This is a genomic window from Citrobacter sp. Ce006 (assembly GCF_030336535.1).
Taxonomy (GTDB): domain Bacteria; phylum Pseudomonadota; class Gammaproteobacteria; order Enterobacterales; family Enterobacteriaceae; genus Citrobacter; species Citrobacter europaeus.
The window spans coordinates 472529-489817 of record NZ_JAOWDO010000073.1 but is presented as its reverse complement, the minus strand read 5'-3'; the positions used below and the strand labels follow the sequence as shown (position 1 = coordinate 489817).

Sequence of the window (17289 nt, the reverse complement as noted above, 5' to 3'; positions counted from 1 at the left end):
TCTTACGCCAGACGCGGGTTAACTTTATCTGCATCGATGTTGAATTTGATGATTGCGTCTGCAACCACTTTCTTATCGATTTCGCCACGTTTAGCCAGTTCGCCCAGGGCCGCTACAACCACGTAGGAAGCATCAACTTCGAAGTGGTGACGCAGGTTTTCACGGCTGTCAGAGCGACCGAAACCGTCAGTACCCAGTACGCGATAATCATCAGCCGGTACATAAGTACGAACCTGTTCGGCAAACAGTTTCATATAGTCAGTAGATGCTACTGCCGGAGCGTCGTTCATCACCTGAGCGATGTACGGAACGCGCGGAGTTTCCATCGGGTGCAGCATGTTCCAGCGCTCACAATCCTGGCCATCACGCGCCAGTTCAGTGAAGGAAGTTACGCTGTAAACGTCAGAGCCTACACCGTAGTCGTTCGCCAGAATCTGTGCTGCTTCACGCACGTGACGCAGGATAGAACCGGAGCCCAGCAGCTGAACTTTACCTTTCTTACCTTCGAGGGTTTCGAGTTTGTAGATACCTTTACGGATACCTTCCTCGGCACCTGCTGGCATTGCCGGCATGTGGTAGTTTTCGTTCAGCGTGGTGATGTAGTAGTAAACGTTCTCTTGTTTCTCACCGTACATACGCTCCAGGCCATCGTGCATGATGACTGCAACTTCGTACGCGTAAGACGGATCGTAAGAGATACAGTTCGGGATAGTCAGAGACTGAATATGGCTGTGACCATCTTCGTGCTGCAGACCTTCGCCGTTCAGCGTAGTACGACCAGAAGTACCCCCTACCAGGAAGCCGCGAGCCTGTTGGTCGCCAGCCTGCCAGCACAGGTCGCCGATACGCTGGAACCCGAACATGGAGTAGTAGATGTAGAACGGAATCATCGGCAGATCGTTGGTGCTGTAAGAGGTCGCAGCAGCCAGCCAGGATGCGCCAGCACCCAGTTCGTTGATACCTTCCTGCAGGATCTGACCTTTCTCGTCTTCTTTATAGTAAGCAACCTGCTCACGGTCCTGCGGGGTGTACTGCTGACCGTTCGGGCTGTAGATACCGATCTGACGGAACAGACCTTCCATACCGAAAGTACGCGCTTCGTCAGCGATGATCGGAACCAGACGATCTTTGATCGACTTGTTCTTCAGCATCACGTTCAGGGCACGAACGAAAGCGATAGTGGTGGAGATTTCTTTGTTCTGCTCTTCCAGCAGCGCACCGAAGTCTTCCAGAGCTGGCAGTTCCAGCTTCTCGGTGAAGTTCGGCTGACGAGCAGGCAGGTAGCCGTGCAGTTTCTGACGCTGAGCGTGCAGATAAGTGTGCTCTTCAGAACCTTCCGGGAAGGTGATGTAAGACAGGTTTTCAACCTGCTCGTCGGTCACAGGAACGTTGAAACGGTCGCGGATATAACGCACGCCGTCCATGTTCATTTTCTTAACCTGGTGAGCGATGTTTTTACCTTCAGCGGTGTCACCCATGCCGTAACCTTTAATGGTATGGGCGAGGATTACAGTTGCTTTGCCTTTGGTTTCCTGCGCTTTTTTCAGTGCAGCGTAAACTTTCTTCGGATCGTGACCACCGCGGTTCAGAGACCAAATCTGCTCATCAGTCCAGTCAGCAACCAGGGCTGCAGTTTCCGGGTATTTACCGAAGAAGTGCTCACGTACGTATGCACCATCTTTGGATTTGAAGGTCTGGTAGTCGCCGTCAACAGTTTCGTTCATCAGCTGGATCAGTTTACCGCTGGTGTCTTTACACAGCAGCTCATCCCAACGACCGCCCCACATGACTTTGATAACGTTCCAGCCAGCACCCGCGAAGATGCCTTCCAGTTCGTTAACAATCTTGCCGTTACCGGTTACCGGGCCGTCAAGACGCTGCAGGTTACAGTTGATAACAAAGACCAGGTTGTCCAGTTTTTCACGGGTCGCGATGGTGATAGCGCCCTTAGATTCTGGCTCATCCATCTCGCCGTCGCCCAGGAAGGCGTAAACGGTTTGTTTAGAGGTATCTTTCAGGCCACGGTGTTCCAGATATTTCAGGAACTTAGCCTGGTAGATGGCACCGATTGGGCCCAGACCCATAGATACGGTCGGGAACTGCCAGAATTCCGGCATCAGTTTCGGGTGCGGGTAGGAAGACAGGCCTTTGCCATGTACTTCCTGACGGAAGTTGTTCATCTGCTCTTCAGTCAGACGACCTTCCAGGAATGCGCGTGCGTAGATGCCCGGAGAGATGTGGCCCTGGAAGTACACCAGATCGCCGCCATCTTGCTCGTTGCGTGCACGGAAGAAGTGGTTGAAGCAAACATCATATACCGTTGCGGAGGACTGGAAGGATGCCATGTGGCCACCCAGCTCGAGGTCCTTTTTAGACGCGCGCAGTACGGTCATGATGGCGTTCCAACGGATAGCAGAACGAATACGACGTTCCAGCTCCAGATTGCCCGGGTATTCCGGTTCATCTTCAACGGCAATAGTGTTTACATAATTGCTGGCCCCTGCACCTGCCGCTACTTTCACGCCGCCTTTGCGGGCTTCTGAAAGCAGTTGGTCGATCAGATACTGAGCACGCTCAACACCTTCTTCACGGATGACCGATTCGATCGCCTGTAGCCAGTCGCGAGTTTCGATCGGATCCACGTCATTTGGGAAACGTTCTGACATGGGGGTATTCCTTATCTATCTAATACGTTGAGTTATCTGGAACCTGTCCCATTACGCTCTTTGTTCTTCATACTTCAGGTTGTCTCTTTGTTGGCTGCGCTTCCTCGCACCAGTCACATAGTTCACTATGCTCCTGGCAACTCGCGCGCTTGCCGCCGCGATACAACCCGAATTATTTTGAACAACCAAAAGCGCAATAAGACAGGTTCTGCGTTTAGTTGCCGCGCATTTTATTAGCGCTTGATTTACAACATCTTCTGGTTAACGTTCTGCCAGAAAAATCACTAATTCTTTCGTTGCTCCAGGCGGCGTAAGGCGCGTTCACGACGACTTTCCTCACGGCTTCTGTCCAGCAGAATCTCTTCGATAAAGGCCAGGTGACGATGAGACGCTTCACGCGCTTCTTCAGGCTTCCCGGCGATGATTGCTTCAAAGATACGGGTACGATGACTGCTTACCAGCGGCAGCATCTCGCGACGCGCATACAGCAATTCGAAGTTTTGCCGAACGTTCTGGGCCAACATCGGCTCCATACACCTTAGCAAATGGAGCAGCACTACATTGTGTGCCGCTTCGGTGACAGCAATTTGATACTGAAGTACCGCATCAGATTCGCCGTCAAGATCGCCGGACTGTTGCGCAAGCTCGATTGCATGGTGGAGTTCACGGATACGCGTTTTGTCTTCATCCGTGCTGCGCAGTGCAGCGTAATAAGCTGCAATACCTTCCAACGCATGGCGCGTTTCAAGCAGGTCAAACTGGGATTCAGGATGGTCGGAGAGCAGCTCTACCAGTGGGTCGCTAAAGCTCTGCCACAGGCTGCTCTGAACAAAAGTGCCACCGCCCTGACGACGAAGCAGTAACCCCTTCGCTTCAAGGCGTTGGATCGCCTCGCGTAAGGAGGGGCGGGAGACGTCGAACTGTTTTGCCAGCTCGCGTTCCGGTGGGAGTTTTTCTCCGGGGCGAAGTGTCCCCTCAAGAATTAAAAACTCCAGCTGCTGCTCAATCACATCGGAGAGTTTTGGTTGGCGGATTTTGCTGTAGGCCATGATTTCCTGTCTTAAGCCATTTGCCCGGAGTCAATTGGTCTTACCAATTTCATGTTCTTGACGCTAAAGTAACAAAGTATTCACCTTCTGTCCATACAGGTTTTGATTGAAATCAGTAAAGGGGGCATATTTTAACAACATTACAGAAATAACGTTTCAAACATGTAACTATGCACAAATGTTAAATTTACCCACCACGGGGTAGTTTTAACGGAATTGAAACGAAATATTATCTCATCTGAACCGATTCACCTGCTTATTTATCGACGTATCAACCACAATTAATGAATAGAAATTCAAAACGGAAATTTTGTGGTAGATAAACTCGTATTTACAAATGGTTTCTTTTTATTCAACTCGTCATCTTCCCCGCACAAAGCAGGTGCATTCGCGCTCGCATATCATTATTCTGATCAAGACAAAAGTCTTAAGGCAACATTTTATCTAAAGCATCTGTAAACTAATTAATACAACAAACGGAATTGCAAACTTACACACGCATTACTGCGTAGTTCAAAAAATAAGTACTCGAAATATGAAGAGTAAAACCACACACGAGGTTTAATGATGGAAAGTCAACAGCATGGCGATCAGCTCAAGCGCGGTCTTAAGAACCGCCATATACAGCTAATCGCACTGGGTGGCGCGATTGGTACCGGGTTATTCCTCGGTAGCGCATCCGTTATCCAGTCTGCAGGACCGGGTATTATTCTGGGTTACGCTATTGCCGGCTTTATCGCCTTTTTGATTATGCGTCAGTTAGGTGAAATGGTGGTTGAAGAGCCGGTTGCAGGCTCCTTTAGCCACTTTGCTTATAAATACTGGGGCGGTTTCGCAGGCTTCTCTTCTGGCTGGAACTATTGGGTACTGTACGTGCTGGTTGCCATGGCTGAACTGACAGCCGTGGGTAAATATATCCAATTCTGGTATCCAGAGATCCCAACCTGGGTTTCTGCGGCGGCCTTCTTCGTGCTGATCAACGCCATCAACCTGACCAACGTGAAAGTGTTTGGCGAAATGGAGTTCTGGTTTGCCATTATTAAAGTCATTGCCGTGGTTGCGATGATCCTGTTTGGCGGCTGGTTGCTGTTTAGCGGCAACGGCGGTCCGCAGGCCAGCGTCAGTAACCTGTGGGACCAGGGGGGCTTCCTACCGCATGGATTCACCGGTCTGGTGATGATGATGGCTATTATTATGTTCTCTTTCGGTGGGCTGGAGCTGGTCGGGATCACCGCGGCAGAAGCCGATAACCCGGAGCAAAGCATTCCCAAAGCAACCAACCAGGTTATCTACCGTATCCTGATTTTCTATGTAGGTTCGCTGGCGGTTCTGCTTTCTCTGATGCCGTGGACGCGCGTCACGGCTGATACCAGCCCGTTTGTCCTTATTTTCCACGAGCTGGGCGACACCTTTGTTGCTAATGCCCTGAACATCGTAGTGTTGACCGCCGCCCTTTCTGTCTATAACAGCTGCGTATACTGCAACAGCCGTATGCTGTTCGGTCTGGCACAGCAAGGCAATGCGCCAAAAGCGCTGATGAACGTCGACAAACGCGGCGTACCAGTAAACACCATTCTGGTCTCCGCACTGGTTACGGCGCTGTGCGTACTGATCAACTATCTGGCGCCGGAATCCGCCTTTGGCCTGCTGATGGCGCTGGTGGTTTCCGCACTGGTGATCAACTGGGCAATGATCAGCCTGGCGCACATGAAGTTCCGCAAAGCCAAACAGCAGCAAGGCGTTACCACACGCTTCCCGGCGCTGCTTTATCCGCTGGGTAACTGGGTGTGCCTGATTTTCATGGCTGCGGTGTTGGTGATTATGCTGATGACGCCGGGTATGGCGATTTCGGTATACTTAATTCCGGTATGGATTGCCATTCTTGGCATCGGCTACCTGTGCAAGCAGAAAACCGCTGGCGCGGTTAAAGCGCATTAATTCTCCCTCCCCCACCTGCATCGGGTGGGGGTTGTTACCTGCCTCACACTTTCCCACTCACGACTGTTTAGTCCATATCAGCGGCGTTATCCTGCAACGCAAAAACAACGGTACCAGACAATAATTCTCTCCATATCTCATTAATGGAGTGCAGTTGATGGAAACCAGTAAGCTCACGGTGAAAGAAAAGATCGGCTATGGAATGGGCGACGCCGGATGCAACATCATATTTGGCGCCATCATGTTGTTTGTTAACTATTTTTATACAGATATTTTTGGTCTGGCGCCTGCCCTGGTCGGCGTATTACTGCTCTCAGTACGCGTTATCGATGCCGTTACTGACCCTATAATGGGCGCGATGGCCGACCGCACCCGCAGCAAATATGGTCGATTTCGTCCATGGCTTTTGTGGATGGCTTTCCCTTACGCATTATTCAGCGTACTTATGTTTACCACCCCTGAGTGGACATATAACAGCAAAGTTATCTATGCGTTCGTCACTTACTTCCTGCTCTCTATCACCTATACGGCAATCAACATTCCTTACTGCTCGCTCGGCAGCGTCATCACCAACGATCCAAAGGAACGCGTCGCTTGCCAGTCATATCGCTTTGTATTGGTCGGGATAGCAACCTTGTTACTCTCGCTCACCCTGTTGCCCATGGCGGACTGGTTTGGTGGGGAAGACAAAGCCAAAGGCTATCAGATGGCGATGGCGGTCCTTGCCTTCATCGGTATGTGTATGTTCCTGTTTTGCTTTGCAACTGTGCGTGAGCGCGTCCGTCCTGCGGTCCCGACTAACGACGACTTAAAAGCAGACCTGAAGGACGTGTGGAAGAACGATCAGTGGGTAAAAATTCTGCTGTTAACCCTGTGCAACGTCTGTCCGGGCTTTATTCGCATGGCCGCCACTATGTACTACGTGACCTGGGTTATGCAGCAAAGCACGCAGTTTGCCACGTTGTTTATCAGCCTTGGCGTTGTCGGCATGATGATCGGCAGCATGCTGGCAAAGGTGTTAACCGATCGCTGGTGCAAACTGAAAGTCTTCTTCTGGACCAATATCATCCTGGCGATTTTCTCCGGCGCGTTTTACTTCTTCGATCCAAAAGCCACCATGATGATTATGGTGCTCTACTTCCTGCTCAACATTCTGCATCAGATCCCTTCCCCACTGCACTGGTCGCTGATGGCGGATGTCGATGACTACGGCGAGTGGAAAACCGGTAAACGCATCACCGGAATCAGCTTTTCCGGCAACCTGTTCTTCCTGAAACTGGGCCTGGCGATTGCCGGAGCGATGGTTGGCTTCCTGCTCTCCTGGTACGGCTACGACGCAGGGGCGAAAGCGCAAAGCGACTCCGCCATTAACGGTATTATGCTGCTGTTTACCATCATACCTGGCGTAGGCTACCTGATTACCGCAGGCGTGGTTCGTCTGCTGAAAGTTGATCGCGAGTTTATGCAGCAAATCCAGGCAGATTTAGAAAAGCGTCGCGCCAACTACCGTGAACTGAATGAATACCACGATATAAAAACGACTGAAACCGTAAGGAAAGCCTAATGAATCAGTGGCCTAATCCCTTTATTGAACAACGTGCCGACCCGTTTATTTTACGTGACGGTAGCCACTACTATTTCATTGCTTCAGTGCCCGAATACGATCGACTGGAGCTCCGTCGCGCTGACACGCTGGAAGGGCTGCGCACCGCCGTCCCGGTTGTCGTCTGGCGCAAACCAGAAAGCGGCCCCATGAGCCAACTCATCTGGGCGCCTGAGATCCATCATCTGGCTGGTAAATGGTACATCTATTTTGCCGCCACCCACACACAGGTGCTCGACAAGCTGGGGATGTTCCAGCACCGTATGTTTGCGCTCGAATGTGCGGACACCGATCCGCTGGCAGGCAAGTGGACAGAGAAAGGCCAGATTAAGACACAGTTTGATACCTTTGCGCTTGATGCCACCACCTTTCATCACCAGGGAAAACAGTGGTATCTGTGGGCGCAAAAATCTCCCGATATCGCCGGCAACTCCAATATCTATCTCGCTGAGCTGGAAAATCCATGGACGATTAAAGGCGATCCGGTCATGCTCAGCCATCCAGAGTATGACTGGGAATGCCGGGGTTTTTGGGTCAACGAAGGTCCGGCTGTCATGGTTCACGGCGACAAGCTGTTTATCAGCTATTCGGCCAGCGCCACCGATGAGAACTACTGTATGGGATTATTGTGGATTGACCTCAACGCCGATCCGCTCAACCCGCAGAACTGGCACAAATCACCACGCCCGGTCTTTTCCACCAGCTACGAAAACCGCCAGTACGGACCGGGACACAACAGCTTTACGCAAACGCCGGAAGGTGAGGATGTGCTGGTGTACCACGCGAGAAATTACACCGAAATTGAAGGCGATCCGTTGTACGATCCAAACCGCCACACTCGCCTGAAGCTCGTGCGCTGGGACGAAAACGGGATGCCTGATTTTGGCGTGCCGCCAGCGGATACGTATTGAGTCATTGCGCCGTTATCCGGCCTACATATGCGCCAGGCCGGATAAGGCGGTTATGCCGCTATCCGGCAACAATCGCTAGATCAGTGTTCCATAAATTGTCAGCAGCGCAATGACCACCACCACCACAAACGAAGTCTTCTTCGCCATTGAAACAGCCGCTTTTGGCGTTTCGACTTTATCGGTATGGGGTTCGCGCGCCAAAGAAAACTGCGCCAGGCGCGTAAGTACCTGGTACTGCGAAGTATGTAGATCGGCAAGCGATGCAAACCAGGCTGGCAACGCCTTCTCGCCGTGTCCTAACAGCGCATAGACCACGCCCGCCAGACGCACCGGGATCCAGTCCAGCACATGCAGGATCGCATCAATACCCGATTGCAAACGCTGGTGCGGGGTCTGATAGCGCGCCAGCCAGGACTGCCAGGCACGTAAAAAGGCGTAACCCACCAGCGTTACCGGTCCCCACGGGCCACCGACAATCAGCCAGAATAACGGCGCCAGATAAAAGCGAAAGTTGTTCCATAACAGCGCGTTCTGCAGTTCGCGCAGGAACTCACGCTCATCACAGTCCGGCGGAACACCATGGATAAGCGTCAGCTCGCTGGCCATCGCCTCACGGGCGTGAGCGTCATCGCGAGCCGCCGCGTTCAGATAGGCATGATAATGAAGACGCGTTTTGCCAGCCCCAATACACAGCAAGCCAATTAAGATCCACACCACCAGCAAGGGCACGTTAAACAGCAGCCCATGAAGTGCGCGCAGCAGCAGAAACGTCACCCCCATCGCAATCAGGGCCATGCCTACGGTACGCATCATTGAGAAATGCTTCACCCGGCGGAAAAATGCTTCAACCCGGTGATCAAGCTGCCAGTGTTCACCCAGCTTAAACAGGCGTTCAACAATCAACACCAGTAATGTTGTAAACAGCGTCATGTCATCTCCTTTTGCGACGAGGGGGTGACCAGGGCGCGAAACCTTGCCCAGTCAAAAGAGGGTCCGGGATCGGTCTTACGCTCGGGCGCAATATTGCAATGTCCTGTCATATTGTTAGCAATAGCCGGATAACGCGTAATCAGGGCATTGGTCACGGTTGCCAGTTGCTGGTACTGCACGTCGGTATAGGCCAGCGTATCCGTCCCTTCCAGCTCAATACCAATTGAAAAATCATTACAGCGTTCGCGCCCTTGATAGTTCGACACGCCAGCATGCCAGGCGCGTTTATCAAAGGGGACATACTGCACGATTTCACCATCACGGCGAATTAAACAATGGGCCGAAACGCGCAGATGGGCGATCCCGGCAAAATAAGGATGGGCATTAGGATCAATCGTGCCGGTAAACAGCGCATCAATCCACGGTCCGCCGAACTCGCCGGGCGGCAGGCTGATATTATGCACCACCAGCAGAGAAGGGTTTTCGTTATCCGGGCGGCAATCGTAATGAGGAGAGGGTACGCGTCGCGCCTCTGCCAGCCAGCCCTCGTCTAACAACATGCAGAATCTCCTTATTGGTGGTGCTCATATCAGGTTCAGGGTAGCATGTTTCCACCTTATGATTCGTTAGCAATTTGGAGTTTTATCATGCCGCCTCGCCGCTATAACCCTGACTACCGACGTGACGCGCTGTTGGAACGCATAAATCTGGATATCCCTGCCGCTGTAGCTCAGGCGCTGCGTGAAGATTTAGGCGGAGAAGTTGATGCCAATAACGATATCACCGCACAGCTTTTGCCCGAAGATATGCGCTCCCACGCCACCGTGATCACCCGCGAAGATGGCGTTTTTTGTGGGAAACGCTGGGTGGAGGAAGTCTTTATTCAACTGGCTGGCGATGATGTCAACATCACCTGGCATGTTGAAGATGGCGACAGCATCAAGGCCAATCAGCCGCTGTTTGAACTAGACGGCCCTTCCCGCGTGCTGCTGACCGGCGAACGTACCGCGCTTAATTTTGTGCAGACCCTTTCAGGTGTGGCGAGCGAAGTGCGTAAATACGTCGACCTGCTGGCGGGAACAAAAACCCAGTTGCTGGACACGCGTAAAACCCTGCCTGGGCTGCGCACCGCCCTGAAATACGCCGTATTGTGCGGCGGCGGCGCGAATCATCGCCTGGGGCTTTCTGACGCTTTCCTGATTAAAGAAAACCATATTATTGCTTCTGGCTCAGTACGTCAGGCCGTTGAAAAAGCCTTCTGGCTGCACCCGGATGTGCCGGTTGAAGTCGAAGTGGAAAGCCTGGATGAACTTGATGACGCGCTGAAAGCCGGGGCCGACATCATCATGCTCGATAATTTCGAAACTGACCAAATGCGTGAAGCGGTCAAACGCACCAACGGCCAGGCGCGTCTGGAAGTGTCGGGTAACGTCACCTATGAAACGCTGCGCGAATTTGCCGAAACCGGCGTGGATTTCATCTCTGTTGGCGCACTGACCAAGCATGTTCGCGCACTCGATCTCTCGATGCGTTTTCGCTAAATACTGATGGTTTAGCCCGGTAGTGATTTCGCTTATCGGGCCATTCTGCATGCCGGAGAAGGCGTTTTCGCCGCTATTCGGCAGTTTCTTCGAGCCTCTTCGCAAATACGTTGTTTGATTCTGTAATCTCGTAAAGATCCTCGGAACCCGCCTTCCCATTCTGTTTTTTGCCTCTCGCCGTGACCCCGACCGTTTGCCAAAGTAGCGCCAGCTAACTCAAGGAGCGAACGATGGACAAGCAACACGGCTTCACGCTTATCGAACTCATGGTGGTCATTGGCATTATTGCCATCCTTAGCGCCATCGGCATTCCGGCCTATCAAAACTATCTGCGCAAAGCTGCGCTGACAGACATGCTGCAAACCTTTGTTCCCTATCGCACGGCGGTTGAGCTTTGTGCGCTTGAGCATGGCGGAACAGCAACCTGCGATGCCGGAACGAATGGCATCCCTTCTCCAGCCACTACCCGTTATGTCTCCGCCATGAGCGTTGAAAAAGGGGTGGTCAGCCTCAGCGGACAAGAAAGTCTGAACGGACTAACCATCACCATGACGCCAGGTTGGGACAATGCCAACGGCATTACTGGCTGGAGTCGTAACTGCGTCATCCAGAATGACAGCGCACTGCAACAAGCCTGTGAAGACGTTTTCCGTTTCGACACCAATTAAGGAAAAGAGATGAATACCACCCAACTTACGGCACTGTGCCAACGTTATCAGGGAATATTACTGGATGCAGACAATGAAGTGGTGCACATCGCCGTCGTGGATGCCCCGTCCCACGAACTTCTGGACGCGCTGCATTTTGCCACCACCCGACGTATAGACATTGTCTGCTGGACGCGTCAGCAAATGGAAGGCCACACGCATACGCCGCGGAACATGCTCCCGGCTGTAGTCACCAAAAGCAGCGCCAGCGCAGCAGACCTGCTGAATCAGACGTTTCATTCTGCTCTGGTGCAACGGGCTTCTGATATTCATATTGAGCCAGCGGAAAATCACTACCGAATCAGATTACGTGTAGATGGCGTACTGCATGCTTTACCGGAAGTCACAACTGAGATGGGCATCGCTATCACTGCAAGACTAAAAGTTTTAGGCAGTCTGGATATTGCCGAGCACAGACTTGCGCAAGACGGACAATTTACCGTTGAGATTTCTGGAGAGCCGGTCTCGTTTCGCATCGCCACCCTGCCCTGTCGCTATGGCGAAAAAGTAGTGCTGCGGCTACTGCATCAGGTCGATCAAACGCTGGAGATCGCCGCGCTAGGAATGCAGGACGCGCAACTGGGCGCATTTTCGCACGCGTTACAGCAGCCTCAGGGGTTGATTCTGGTCACCGGACCGACCGGGAGCGGTAAAACAGTCACGCTGTACAGTGCGCTGCAAACCCGAAACACCCCGGATATGAATCTTTGTAGCGTAGAAGATCCGGTAGAAATCCCGATCGCAGGTCTTAACCAGACGCAAATTCATCCTCGCGCCGGTCTCACTTTTCAGGGCGTATTACGCGCGCTGCTGCGCCAGGATCCCGACATTATCATGGTGGGTGAAATCCGCGATGGCGAAACGGCTGAAATAGCCCTAAAAGCCGCACAAACCGGTCATTTGGTTCTATCAACACTGCACACTAACTCCACCACTGAAACGCTGATACGCCTGCAGCAAATGGGGGTCGCACGCTGGATGATCGCCTCCGCGCTGACGCTCGTCATTGCGCAGCGGTTGGTGAGAAAATTGTGTCCCCATTGCCGACAACGACTGGAAACGCCGATCGCGCTCCCGGAAGCGATATGGCCTGCGCCACTGCCACATTGGCAGGCCACTGGCTGTGAACATTGCTATCAAGGATTTTATGGTCGTACGGCATTGTTTGAAGTACTCCCCGTTACGCCGGCATTGCGCCAGAGCATCGCCAACGGTACGTCCGCAGAAGAAGTGGAGTCAGATGCAAAGCAATTGGGGATGAGTACGCTTTTCGAAACTGGTTGCCAGGCAGTCGAACAAGGGCTAACGACATTTGAAGAGCTGATACGCGTACTGGGCATGCCTCATGTCAGCTAAACAGCTTTGGCGCTGGCAAGGCATTAACAACGAAGGTCAACCGCTGGAAGGTGTATTGTGGGCCGATACCCGCCCCTCATTAATGCTTGCTCTCGAGCAACAGCGTATTACACCGCTACGTATAAACCGTATGCGCGTCAAAACCTCACACTGGAGCCGTGAACGAAGCGCCGAAACCATACACCAACTGGCAACATTACTAAAAGCCGGGTTAACGCTCTCGACAGGCCTAACCCTGCTGGCTGAACAGCATCCCAGCCGTCAGTGGCAGGCGCTACTGCGCACGCTGGCTCACGATATGGAGCAGGGCATTTCTCTCTCCACCTCTCTGTCGCAATGGCGCCACGTTTTTCCGCCTCTTTATCAGGCAATGATCCGCACCGGAGAGCTTACGGGGAAGCTGGACGACTGCTGTTTTGAACTCGCCCGTCAGCAGAAGAATCAACAGCAACTTGCCGATAAAGTAAAAAAAGCCCTGCGCTATCCGATTATCATTATCACGATGGCGGTAATGGTCGTGTTTGCGATGCTGCAATTTGTACTCCCTGAGTTTGCCGCCATTTACCGGACGTTTAACACTCCGCTACCAGCACTCACTCAGTGGATTATTGCCATCGCGCACTTTAGCGGCCAATGGGGAGGGCTGATCGGAGCATTCAGCCTGGTCGCGGTTGCTGTATATTATTTGATAAAGCAGAAACCGTACTGGCTTATTCTGCGCCAGACATTACTGCTCGGTCTGCCGGTTATAGGGCCGATGGTGAGAGGCCAAAAACTCACGCAGATCTTCACCGTGCTGGCGTTAACGCAAAATGCAGGAATTCCCTTTTTGCAGGGTCTTGAGAGCGTGACTGAAACGCTGGACAACCCTTTCTGGTCACAGCGCTTAGCGCGGGCACACCACGACATCAGCGCCGGAAAACCGGTCTGGTTAGCGCTTAAAAATTGCGGTGAATTCAGCCCATTGTGTATACAACTGGTCAGAACAGGTGAAGCTTCCGGCTCACTGGATGCCATGCTGCGCAATCTCGCACATCACCACGGCGAGAAAACGTTGTCTCAGGCGGAGAATCTGGCCGCGCTGCTTGAGCCTGCGTTGCTGGTCATTACGGGGCTTATCATCGGTACGCTGGTCGTCGCGATGTATTTACCGATTTTCCATTTGGGAGATGCGATGAGCGGGGTGGGATAGATTCAAATGCCTGATGGCGGCGTAACGCCATCAGGCATTTCACAGAACGACCTGTTTTTACAGGCTATTGAAAACGCGGTTTTCTTGTTCCTGTACGCGAATAAACGTTGTACGTTTGGTCAGTTCTTTCAGACGAGAAGCACCAACATAGGTACAGGCAGAACGCAGGCCGCCGAGGATATCACGCGCGGTATTATCAACCGGGCCACGCAGAGGCAGCTTAACGGTTTTACCTTCCGCTGCACGGTATTGCGCAACACCACCAACGTGACGCGTCATGGCTGATTCAGAGCTCATTCCGTAGAACAGCATGAATTTCTCACCGTTCTCTTCGACAATTTTGCCGCCGCTTTCTTCATGACCGGCCAGCATGCCGCCGAGCATCACGAAGTCCGCGCCGCCGCCAAACGCTTTTGCCACGTCACCCGGCATTGTGCAGCCGCCGTCGCTGACAATCATGCCGCCCAGACCGTGGGCTGCATCGGCACATTCAATAACCGCCGAAAGCTGTGGATAGCCAACGCCGGTTTTTACACGCGTGGTACATACAGAACCCGGGCCGATGCCGACTTTAACAATGTCCGCGCCGGAAAGTACCAGCTCTTCACACATTTCACCGGTGACCACATTGCCCGCACAAATTGTTTTTGTCGGCCATGCTTCACGCGCTTTCGACACAAACTGAACAAAATGCTCTGAGTAGCCATTTGCCACGTCAATGCAGATAAAGTTCAGCGCTGGGTTAAGCGCCAGAATCTGTTTGGTTTTTTCGAAATCTGCGTCAGAGGTACCGGTTGAAACCATCACGTGTTTGAGCACATCGGCAGAACTCTGCGCGATAAAGGCAGCCCAGTCTTCAACAGAATAGTGTTTGTGCACAGCGGTCAGGATGTCGAAGGATGCCAGTGCCGTTGCCATGGCAAACGTCCCGACAGTGTCCATGTTCGCCGCAATAATGGGGACGCCGGACCAGGTCTGACCTGAATGCTTAAAGGTAAATTGACGCTCCAACTCAACATCGGAACGGCTTTTGAGAGTAGAACGCTTAGGGCGGATAAGAACGTCTTTGAAACCTAACTTCAGATCTTCTTCGATACGCATGTGCGGATTCCTGGGGTTAATGGCGAAAAATCGAAACTCACAACTCCAGTGACGCTATCATACGCACTAATCAATGCCGCGCAAGACTGCGAAATTCTCTTTTTTTACGCTACAATCCCATAAATTTACCTGGCGAATAGTAGGTTAATCCTGCAACAGCCTCGCCTTCGCACGCTTAACTTTTAACTGTTTGATAATCAAACTCAAACTCCAGGATCTGCATCTATGAGGTATACGGTAGCCTTAACCGGCGGCATTGGCAGTGGTAAAAGTACCGTTGCAAATGCGTTCGCTGACCTCGGAATAAACGTCATTGATGCAGATATTATTGCGCGCCAGGTGGTTGAACCCGGTACACCTGCCCTTAAGGCGATCGAAGAACATTTTGGTTCCGAGGTTATAGCCGCGGACGGATCGTTGCAGCGGCGCATTTTACGCGAACGTATTTTTTCCAATCCTGAGGAGAAAAGCTGGCTAAATGCCCTGCTTCATCCGCTTATTCAGCAGGAAACGCAGCGCCAGTTTCAGCAAGCGACCTCCCCTTATCTGTTGTGGGTTGTACCGTTGCTGGTAGAAAATTCGCTGTATAAAAAAGCCAACCGTGTACTCGTGGTGGATGTTACCCCCGAGACACAGCTCAGACGCACGATGCAGCGCGATGACGTCACGCGTGAGCATGTTGAACAAATTCTTGCTGCCCAGGCAACGCGTGAAGCGCGTCTGGCCGTGGCAGACGATGTTATTGATAATAATGGCGCACCGGAAGCCATCGCCTCGGATGTCGCCCGCCTGCACGCGCTCTATTTGCAATGCGCGTTGCAGTTTGTCTCACAGGAAAAACCGTAATGCACACCCAGGTCCTTTTTGAACACCCTCTCAATGAGAAGATGCGTACATGGCTGCGCATTGAGTTTTTAATCCAACAGCTCTCCGTTAATTTACCTATTACAGACCATGCAGGCGCACTGCATTTTTTCCGTAATATCGGCGATTTACTGGATGTATTTGAACGCGGTGAAGTCCGCACCGAACTCCTCAAAGAGTTAGAGCGACAACAGCGAAAACTCCAGGCCTGGGTTGAAGTTCCCGGCGTCGATCAAAGCAGGATCGACGCATTGCGCCAGCAGTTAAAAAGCGCGGGCAGCGTTCTGATTTCGGCCCCGCGTATTGGACAGACACTACGCGAAGATCGTCTGATTGGCCTCGTGCGTCAGCGTTTAAGCATTCCTGGCGGGTGCTGTAGTTTCGATTTGCCAACCCTGCATATTTGGTTGCATTTACCACAGCCGCAACGCGACGCGCAGGTTGAAGCCTGGCTTGCCAGCCTGAATCCGCTCAATCAGGCGCTAGCACTGGTGCTGGATTTGATTCGCAACTCTGCGCCGTTCCGTAAGCAAACCAGCCTGAATGGTTTTTACCAGGACAACGGCGAAGATGCCGATCTGCTGCGCTTGCAGCTGCCGCTTGATTCGCAGCTTTATCCGCAAATTTCTGGTCATAAGAGCCGTTTTGCCATTCGCTTTATGCCGCTGGATAGCGAAAATGGCCAGGTGCCTGAGCGTCTCGATTTTGATCTGGCGTGCTGTTAAGGAGTCAACATGTCTGAACAAACTATCGTCAACTGCCCAACCTGTGGCAAACCCGTGATATGGGCTGAAGTCAGTCCGTATCGCCCATTCTGCAGCAAACGCTGCCAGTTAATCGATCTGGGTGAGTGGGCCGCGGAAGAGAAACGCATCCCAAGCTCTGGCGATCTGTCGGAAAGCGATGACTGGAGTGAAGAGCAGAAGTAATTGCGCTAAAACGGTAGGCCGGGCAAGCATTGCGCCCCGTTAATAATTTACCGGATGCGGCGTTGCCTTATCCGGCCTACGAACACCATTAGCCAGCAATCAGCTTTTCAATGACCGGCGCATTCGCCGGCGGAAAATCTTCCGCATTTAGAGCAGCTTGCGCAATCCACTGCGCTGGTTGCCCCTCTTTTCCCCATGGTTCGCCTTCCCAGCTTTCAACCAGCCAGAACCACAGAGTGATATGCCGGTCCGGAAACTGATAATCCAGCTTTTCGAACAGCGAGCTATGGGTCGGCGTAATGCCCACTTCTTCCTGTAACTCGCGAATCAGCGCCTGCTCTGGCGTTTCACCCGCTTCAATTTTTCCGCCGGGAAACTCCAGCTTATTTGCCAAGTGGGCATCAGCCGCACGCTGAGTTATGAAAATTTCATGGTGCTGATTACGAATAATCCCGACGGCGATCTGCAATATTTTCATCTTCATCGTCCATAAAAAAGGCGC

At 52.3% G+C, this 17289-nt stretch carries 16 protein-coding genes; 10 read left to right on the top strand and 6 right to left on the bottom strand.

Translation table 11 applies throughout. The annotated features are described in order from the left end of the window. Window positions 1-2: 2 nt before the first annotated feature. The gene (aceE, locus tag OGV94_RS21015) at window positions 3-2666 is read right to left on the bottom strand and encodes a pyruvate dehydrogenase (acetyl-transferring), homodimeric type (protein ID WP_286524315.1); all 2664 of its coding nucleotides are present in this window, start codon (window positions 2664-2666) and stop codon (window positions 3-5) included. A gap of 284 nt (window positions 2667-2950) precedes the next feature. Next, window positions 2951-3715, bottom strand: a complete 765-nt coding sequence (gene pdhR, locus OGV94_RS21010) for a pyruvate dehydrogenase complex transcriptional repressor PdhR (protein ID WP_003018699.1) — start codon at window positions 3713-3715, stop codon at window positions 2951-2953. A 564-nt stretch (window positions 3716-4279) separates the two neighbouring features. Between pdhR and aroP the strand changes: the two genes are divergently transcribed. The 3 genes from aroP (at window position 4280) to OGV94_RS20995 (ending at window position 8167) form a co-directional block, all read left to right on the top strand. Then, window positions 4280-5653 carry an aromatic amino acid transporter AroP gene (aroP, locus tag OGV94_RS21005; RefSeq protein ID WP_008786209.1) on the top strand — a complete coding sequence of 458 codons (1374 nt, stop codon included), beginning with the start codon at window positions 4280-4282 and terminating at the stop codon, window positions 5651-5653. Between the two features lie 157 nt (window positions 5654-5810). Next, the gene (locus OGV94_RS21000) at window positions 5811-7217 is read left to right on the top strand and encodes a glycoside-pentoside-hexuronide (GPH):cation symporter (RefSeq protein ID WP_080625722.1); all 1407 of its coding nucleotides are present in this window, start codon (window positions 5811-5813) and stop codon (window positions 7215-7217) included. After that, a complete protein-coding gene (locus tag OGV94_RS20995) occupies window positions 7217-8167 on the top strand; it encodes a glycoside hydrolase family 43 protein (protein ID WP_047406165.1) in 951 nt (316 codons plus the stop codon). The genes OGV94_RS21000 and OGV94_RS20995 overlap by 1 nt, the downstream gene beginning before the upstream one ends. Before the next feature lie 75 nt (window positions 8168-8242). Here the strand turns inward: OGV94_RS20995 and ampE are convergent, their stop codons facing one another. Both ampE and ampD read right to left on the bottom strand, forming a co-directional pair. After that, complete coding sequence (gene ampE / locus OGV94_RS20990; RefSeq protein WP_043018439.1) at window positions 8243-9097, bottom strand: beta-lactamase regulator AmpE; 855 nt, start codon at window positions 9095-9097, stop codon at window positions 8243-8245. Then, entirely contained in the window at window positions 9094-9657 is a 564-nt protein-coding gene (gene ampD, locus OGV94_RS20985) for a 1,6-anhydro-N-acetylmuramyl-L-alanine amidase AmpD (RefSeq protein WP_286524313.1), read from the bottom strand. Before ampD ends, ampE begins: the two co-directional genes overlap by 4 nt. 87 nt (window positions 9658-9744) lie before the next feature. Here ampD and nadC point away from each other — a divergent pair, with 87 nt between their 5' ends. The 4 genes from nadC to hofC all read left to right on the top strand — a co-directional run bounded on the left by nadC (window position 9745) and on the right by hofC (window position 13893). Next, the gene (gene nadC / locus OGV94_RS20980) at window positions 9745-10638 is read left to right on the top strand and encodes a carboxylating nicotinate-nucleotide diphosphorylase (RefSeq protein ID WP_075146341.1); all 894 of its coding nucleotides are present in this window, start codon (window positions 9745-9747) and stop codon (window positions 10636-10638) included. A gap of 230 nt (window positions 10639-10868) precedes the next feature. After that, complete coding sequence (gene ppdD, locus OGV94_RS20975; protein WP_286524311.1) at window positions 10869-11306, top strand: prepilin peptidase-dependent pilin; 438 nt, start codon at window positions 10869-10871, stop codon at window positions 11304-11306. A 9-nt stretch (window positions 11307-11315) separates the two neighbouring features. Next, window positions 11316-12701 (top strand): type II secretion system protein GspE, encoded by a 1386-nt coding sequence (gene gspE / locus OGV94_RS20970; RefSeq protein ID WP_087052180.1) that lies wholly within the window; start codon window positions 11316-11318, stop codon window positions 12699-12701. Then, window positions 12691-13893, top strand: coding sequence for a protein transport protein HofC (gene hofC / locus OGV94_RS20965; protein ID WP_286524309.1), 1203 nt, complete (start codon window positions 12691-12693; stop codon window positions 13891-13893). The genes gspE and hofC overlap by 11 nt, the downstream gene beginning before the upstream one ends. A gap of 57 nt (window positions 13894-13950) precedes the next feature. On the opposite strand, the gene OGV94_RS20960 is transcribed toward hofC, so the two are convergent. Then, window positions 13951-14994 carry a GMP reductase gene (locus OGV94_RS20960; RefSeq protein ID WP_047406183.1) on the bottom strand — a complete coding sequence of 348 codons (1044 nt, stop codon included), beginning with the start codon at window positions 14992-14994 and terminating at the stop codon, window positions 13951-13953. Window positions 14995-15219: 225 nt separating this feature from the next. Between OGV94_RS20960 and coaE the strand changes: the two genes are divergently transcribed. Genes coaE through yacG form a run of 3 tightly spaced genes read left to right on the top strand, consistent with a single transcriptional unit; the run spans window position 15220 to window position 16787 of the window. Further along, entirely contained in the window at window positions 15220-15840 is a 621-nt protein-coding gene (gene coaE / locus OGV94_RS20955) for a dephospho-CoA kinase (protein WP_043018432.1), read from the top strand. Continuing rightward, entirely contained in the window at window positions 15840-16583 is a 744-nt protein-coding gene (gene zapD, locus OGV94_RS20950; protein ID WP_043018431.1) for a cell division protein ZapD, read from the top strand. Before coaE ends, zapD begins: the two co-directional genes overlap by 1 nt. Window positions 16584-16592: 9 nt before the next feature. Beyond that, complete coding sequence (gene yacG / locus OGV94_RS20945) at window positions 16593-16787, top strand: DNA gyrase inhibitor YacG (RefSeq protein WP_043018430.1); 195 nt, start codon at window positions 16593-16595, stop codon at window positions 16785-16787. 88 nt (window positions 16788-16875) lie between these two features. Here yacG and mutT read toward each other — a convergent pair whose 3' ends face one another. After that, a complete protein-coding gene (mutT, locus tag OGV94_RS20940; RefSeq protein WP_286524304.1) occupies window positions 16876-17265 on the bottom strand; it encodes an 8-oxo-dGTP diphosphatase MutT in 390 nt (129 codons plus the stop codon). Between the last annotated feature and the right edge of the window lie 24 nt (window positions 17266-17289).

Excerpts from the sequence above, each read along its gene's own strand:
- hofC (WP_286524309.1), top strand. The coding sequence starts at position 12,691 with ATGTCAGCTAAACAGCTTTGGCGCTGGCAAGGCATTAACAACGAAGGT.
- yacG (WP_043018430.1), top strand. The coding sequence starts at position 16,593 with ATGTCTGAACAAACTATCGTCAACTGCCCAACCTGTGGCAAACCCGTG.
- ampE (WP_043018439.1), bottom strand. The coding sequence starts at position 9,097 with ATGACGCTGTTTACAACATTACTGGTGTTGATTGTTGAACGCCTGTTT.
- coaE (WP_043018432.1), top strand. The coding sequence starts at position 15,220 with ATGAGGTATACGGTAGCCTTAACCGGCGGCATTGGCAGTGGTAAAAGT.
- OGV94_RS20995 (WP_047406165.1), top strand. The coding sequence starts at position 7,217 with ATGAATCAGTGGCCTAATCCCTTTATTGAACAACGTGCCGACCCGTTT.
- zapD (WP_043018431.1), top strand. The coding sequence starts at position 15,840 with ATGCACACCCAGGTCCTTTTTGAACACCCTCTCAATGAGAAGATGCGT.
- OGV94_RS20960 (WP_047406183.1), bottom strand. The coding sequence starts at position 14,994 with ATGCGTATCGAAGAAGATCTGAAGTTAGGTTTCAAAGACGTTCTTATC.
- pdhR (WP_003018699.1), bottom strand. The coding sequence starts at position 3,715 with ATGGCCTACAGCAAAATCCGCCAACCAAAACTCTCCGATGTGATTGAG.
- aceE (WP_286524315.1), bottom strand. The coding sequence starts at position 2,666 with ATGTCAGAACGTTTCCCAAATGACGTGGATCCGATCGAAACTCGCGAC.
- ampD (WP_286524313.1), bottom strand. The coding sequence starts at position 9,657 with ATGTTGTTAGACGAGGGCTGGCTGGCAGAGGCGCGACGCGTACCCTCT.
- OGV94_RS21000 (WP_080625722.1), top strand. The coding sequence starts at position 5,811 with ATGGAAACCAGTAAGCTCACGGTGAAAGAAAAGATCGGCTATGGAATG.
- aroP (WP_008786209.1), top strand. The coding sequence starts at position 4,280 with ATGATGGAAAGTCAACAGCATGGCGATCAGCTCAAGCGCGGTCTTAAG.
- ppdD (WP_286524311.1), top strand. The coding sequence starts at position 10,869 with ATGGACAAGCAACACGGCTTCACGCTTATCGAACTCATGGTGGTCATT.
- nadC (WP_075146341.1), top strand. The coding sequence starts at position 9,745 with ATGCCGCCTCGCCGCTATAACCCTGACTACCGACGTGACGCGCTGTTG.
- mutT (WP_286524304.1), bottom strand. The coding sequence starts at position 17,265 with ATGAAAATATTGCAGATCGCCGTCGGGATTATTCGTAATCAGCACCAT.
- gspE (WP_087052180.1), top strand. The coding sequence starts at position 11,316 with ATGAATACCACCCAACTTACGGCACTGTGCCAACGTTATCAGGGAATA.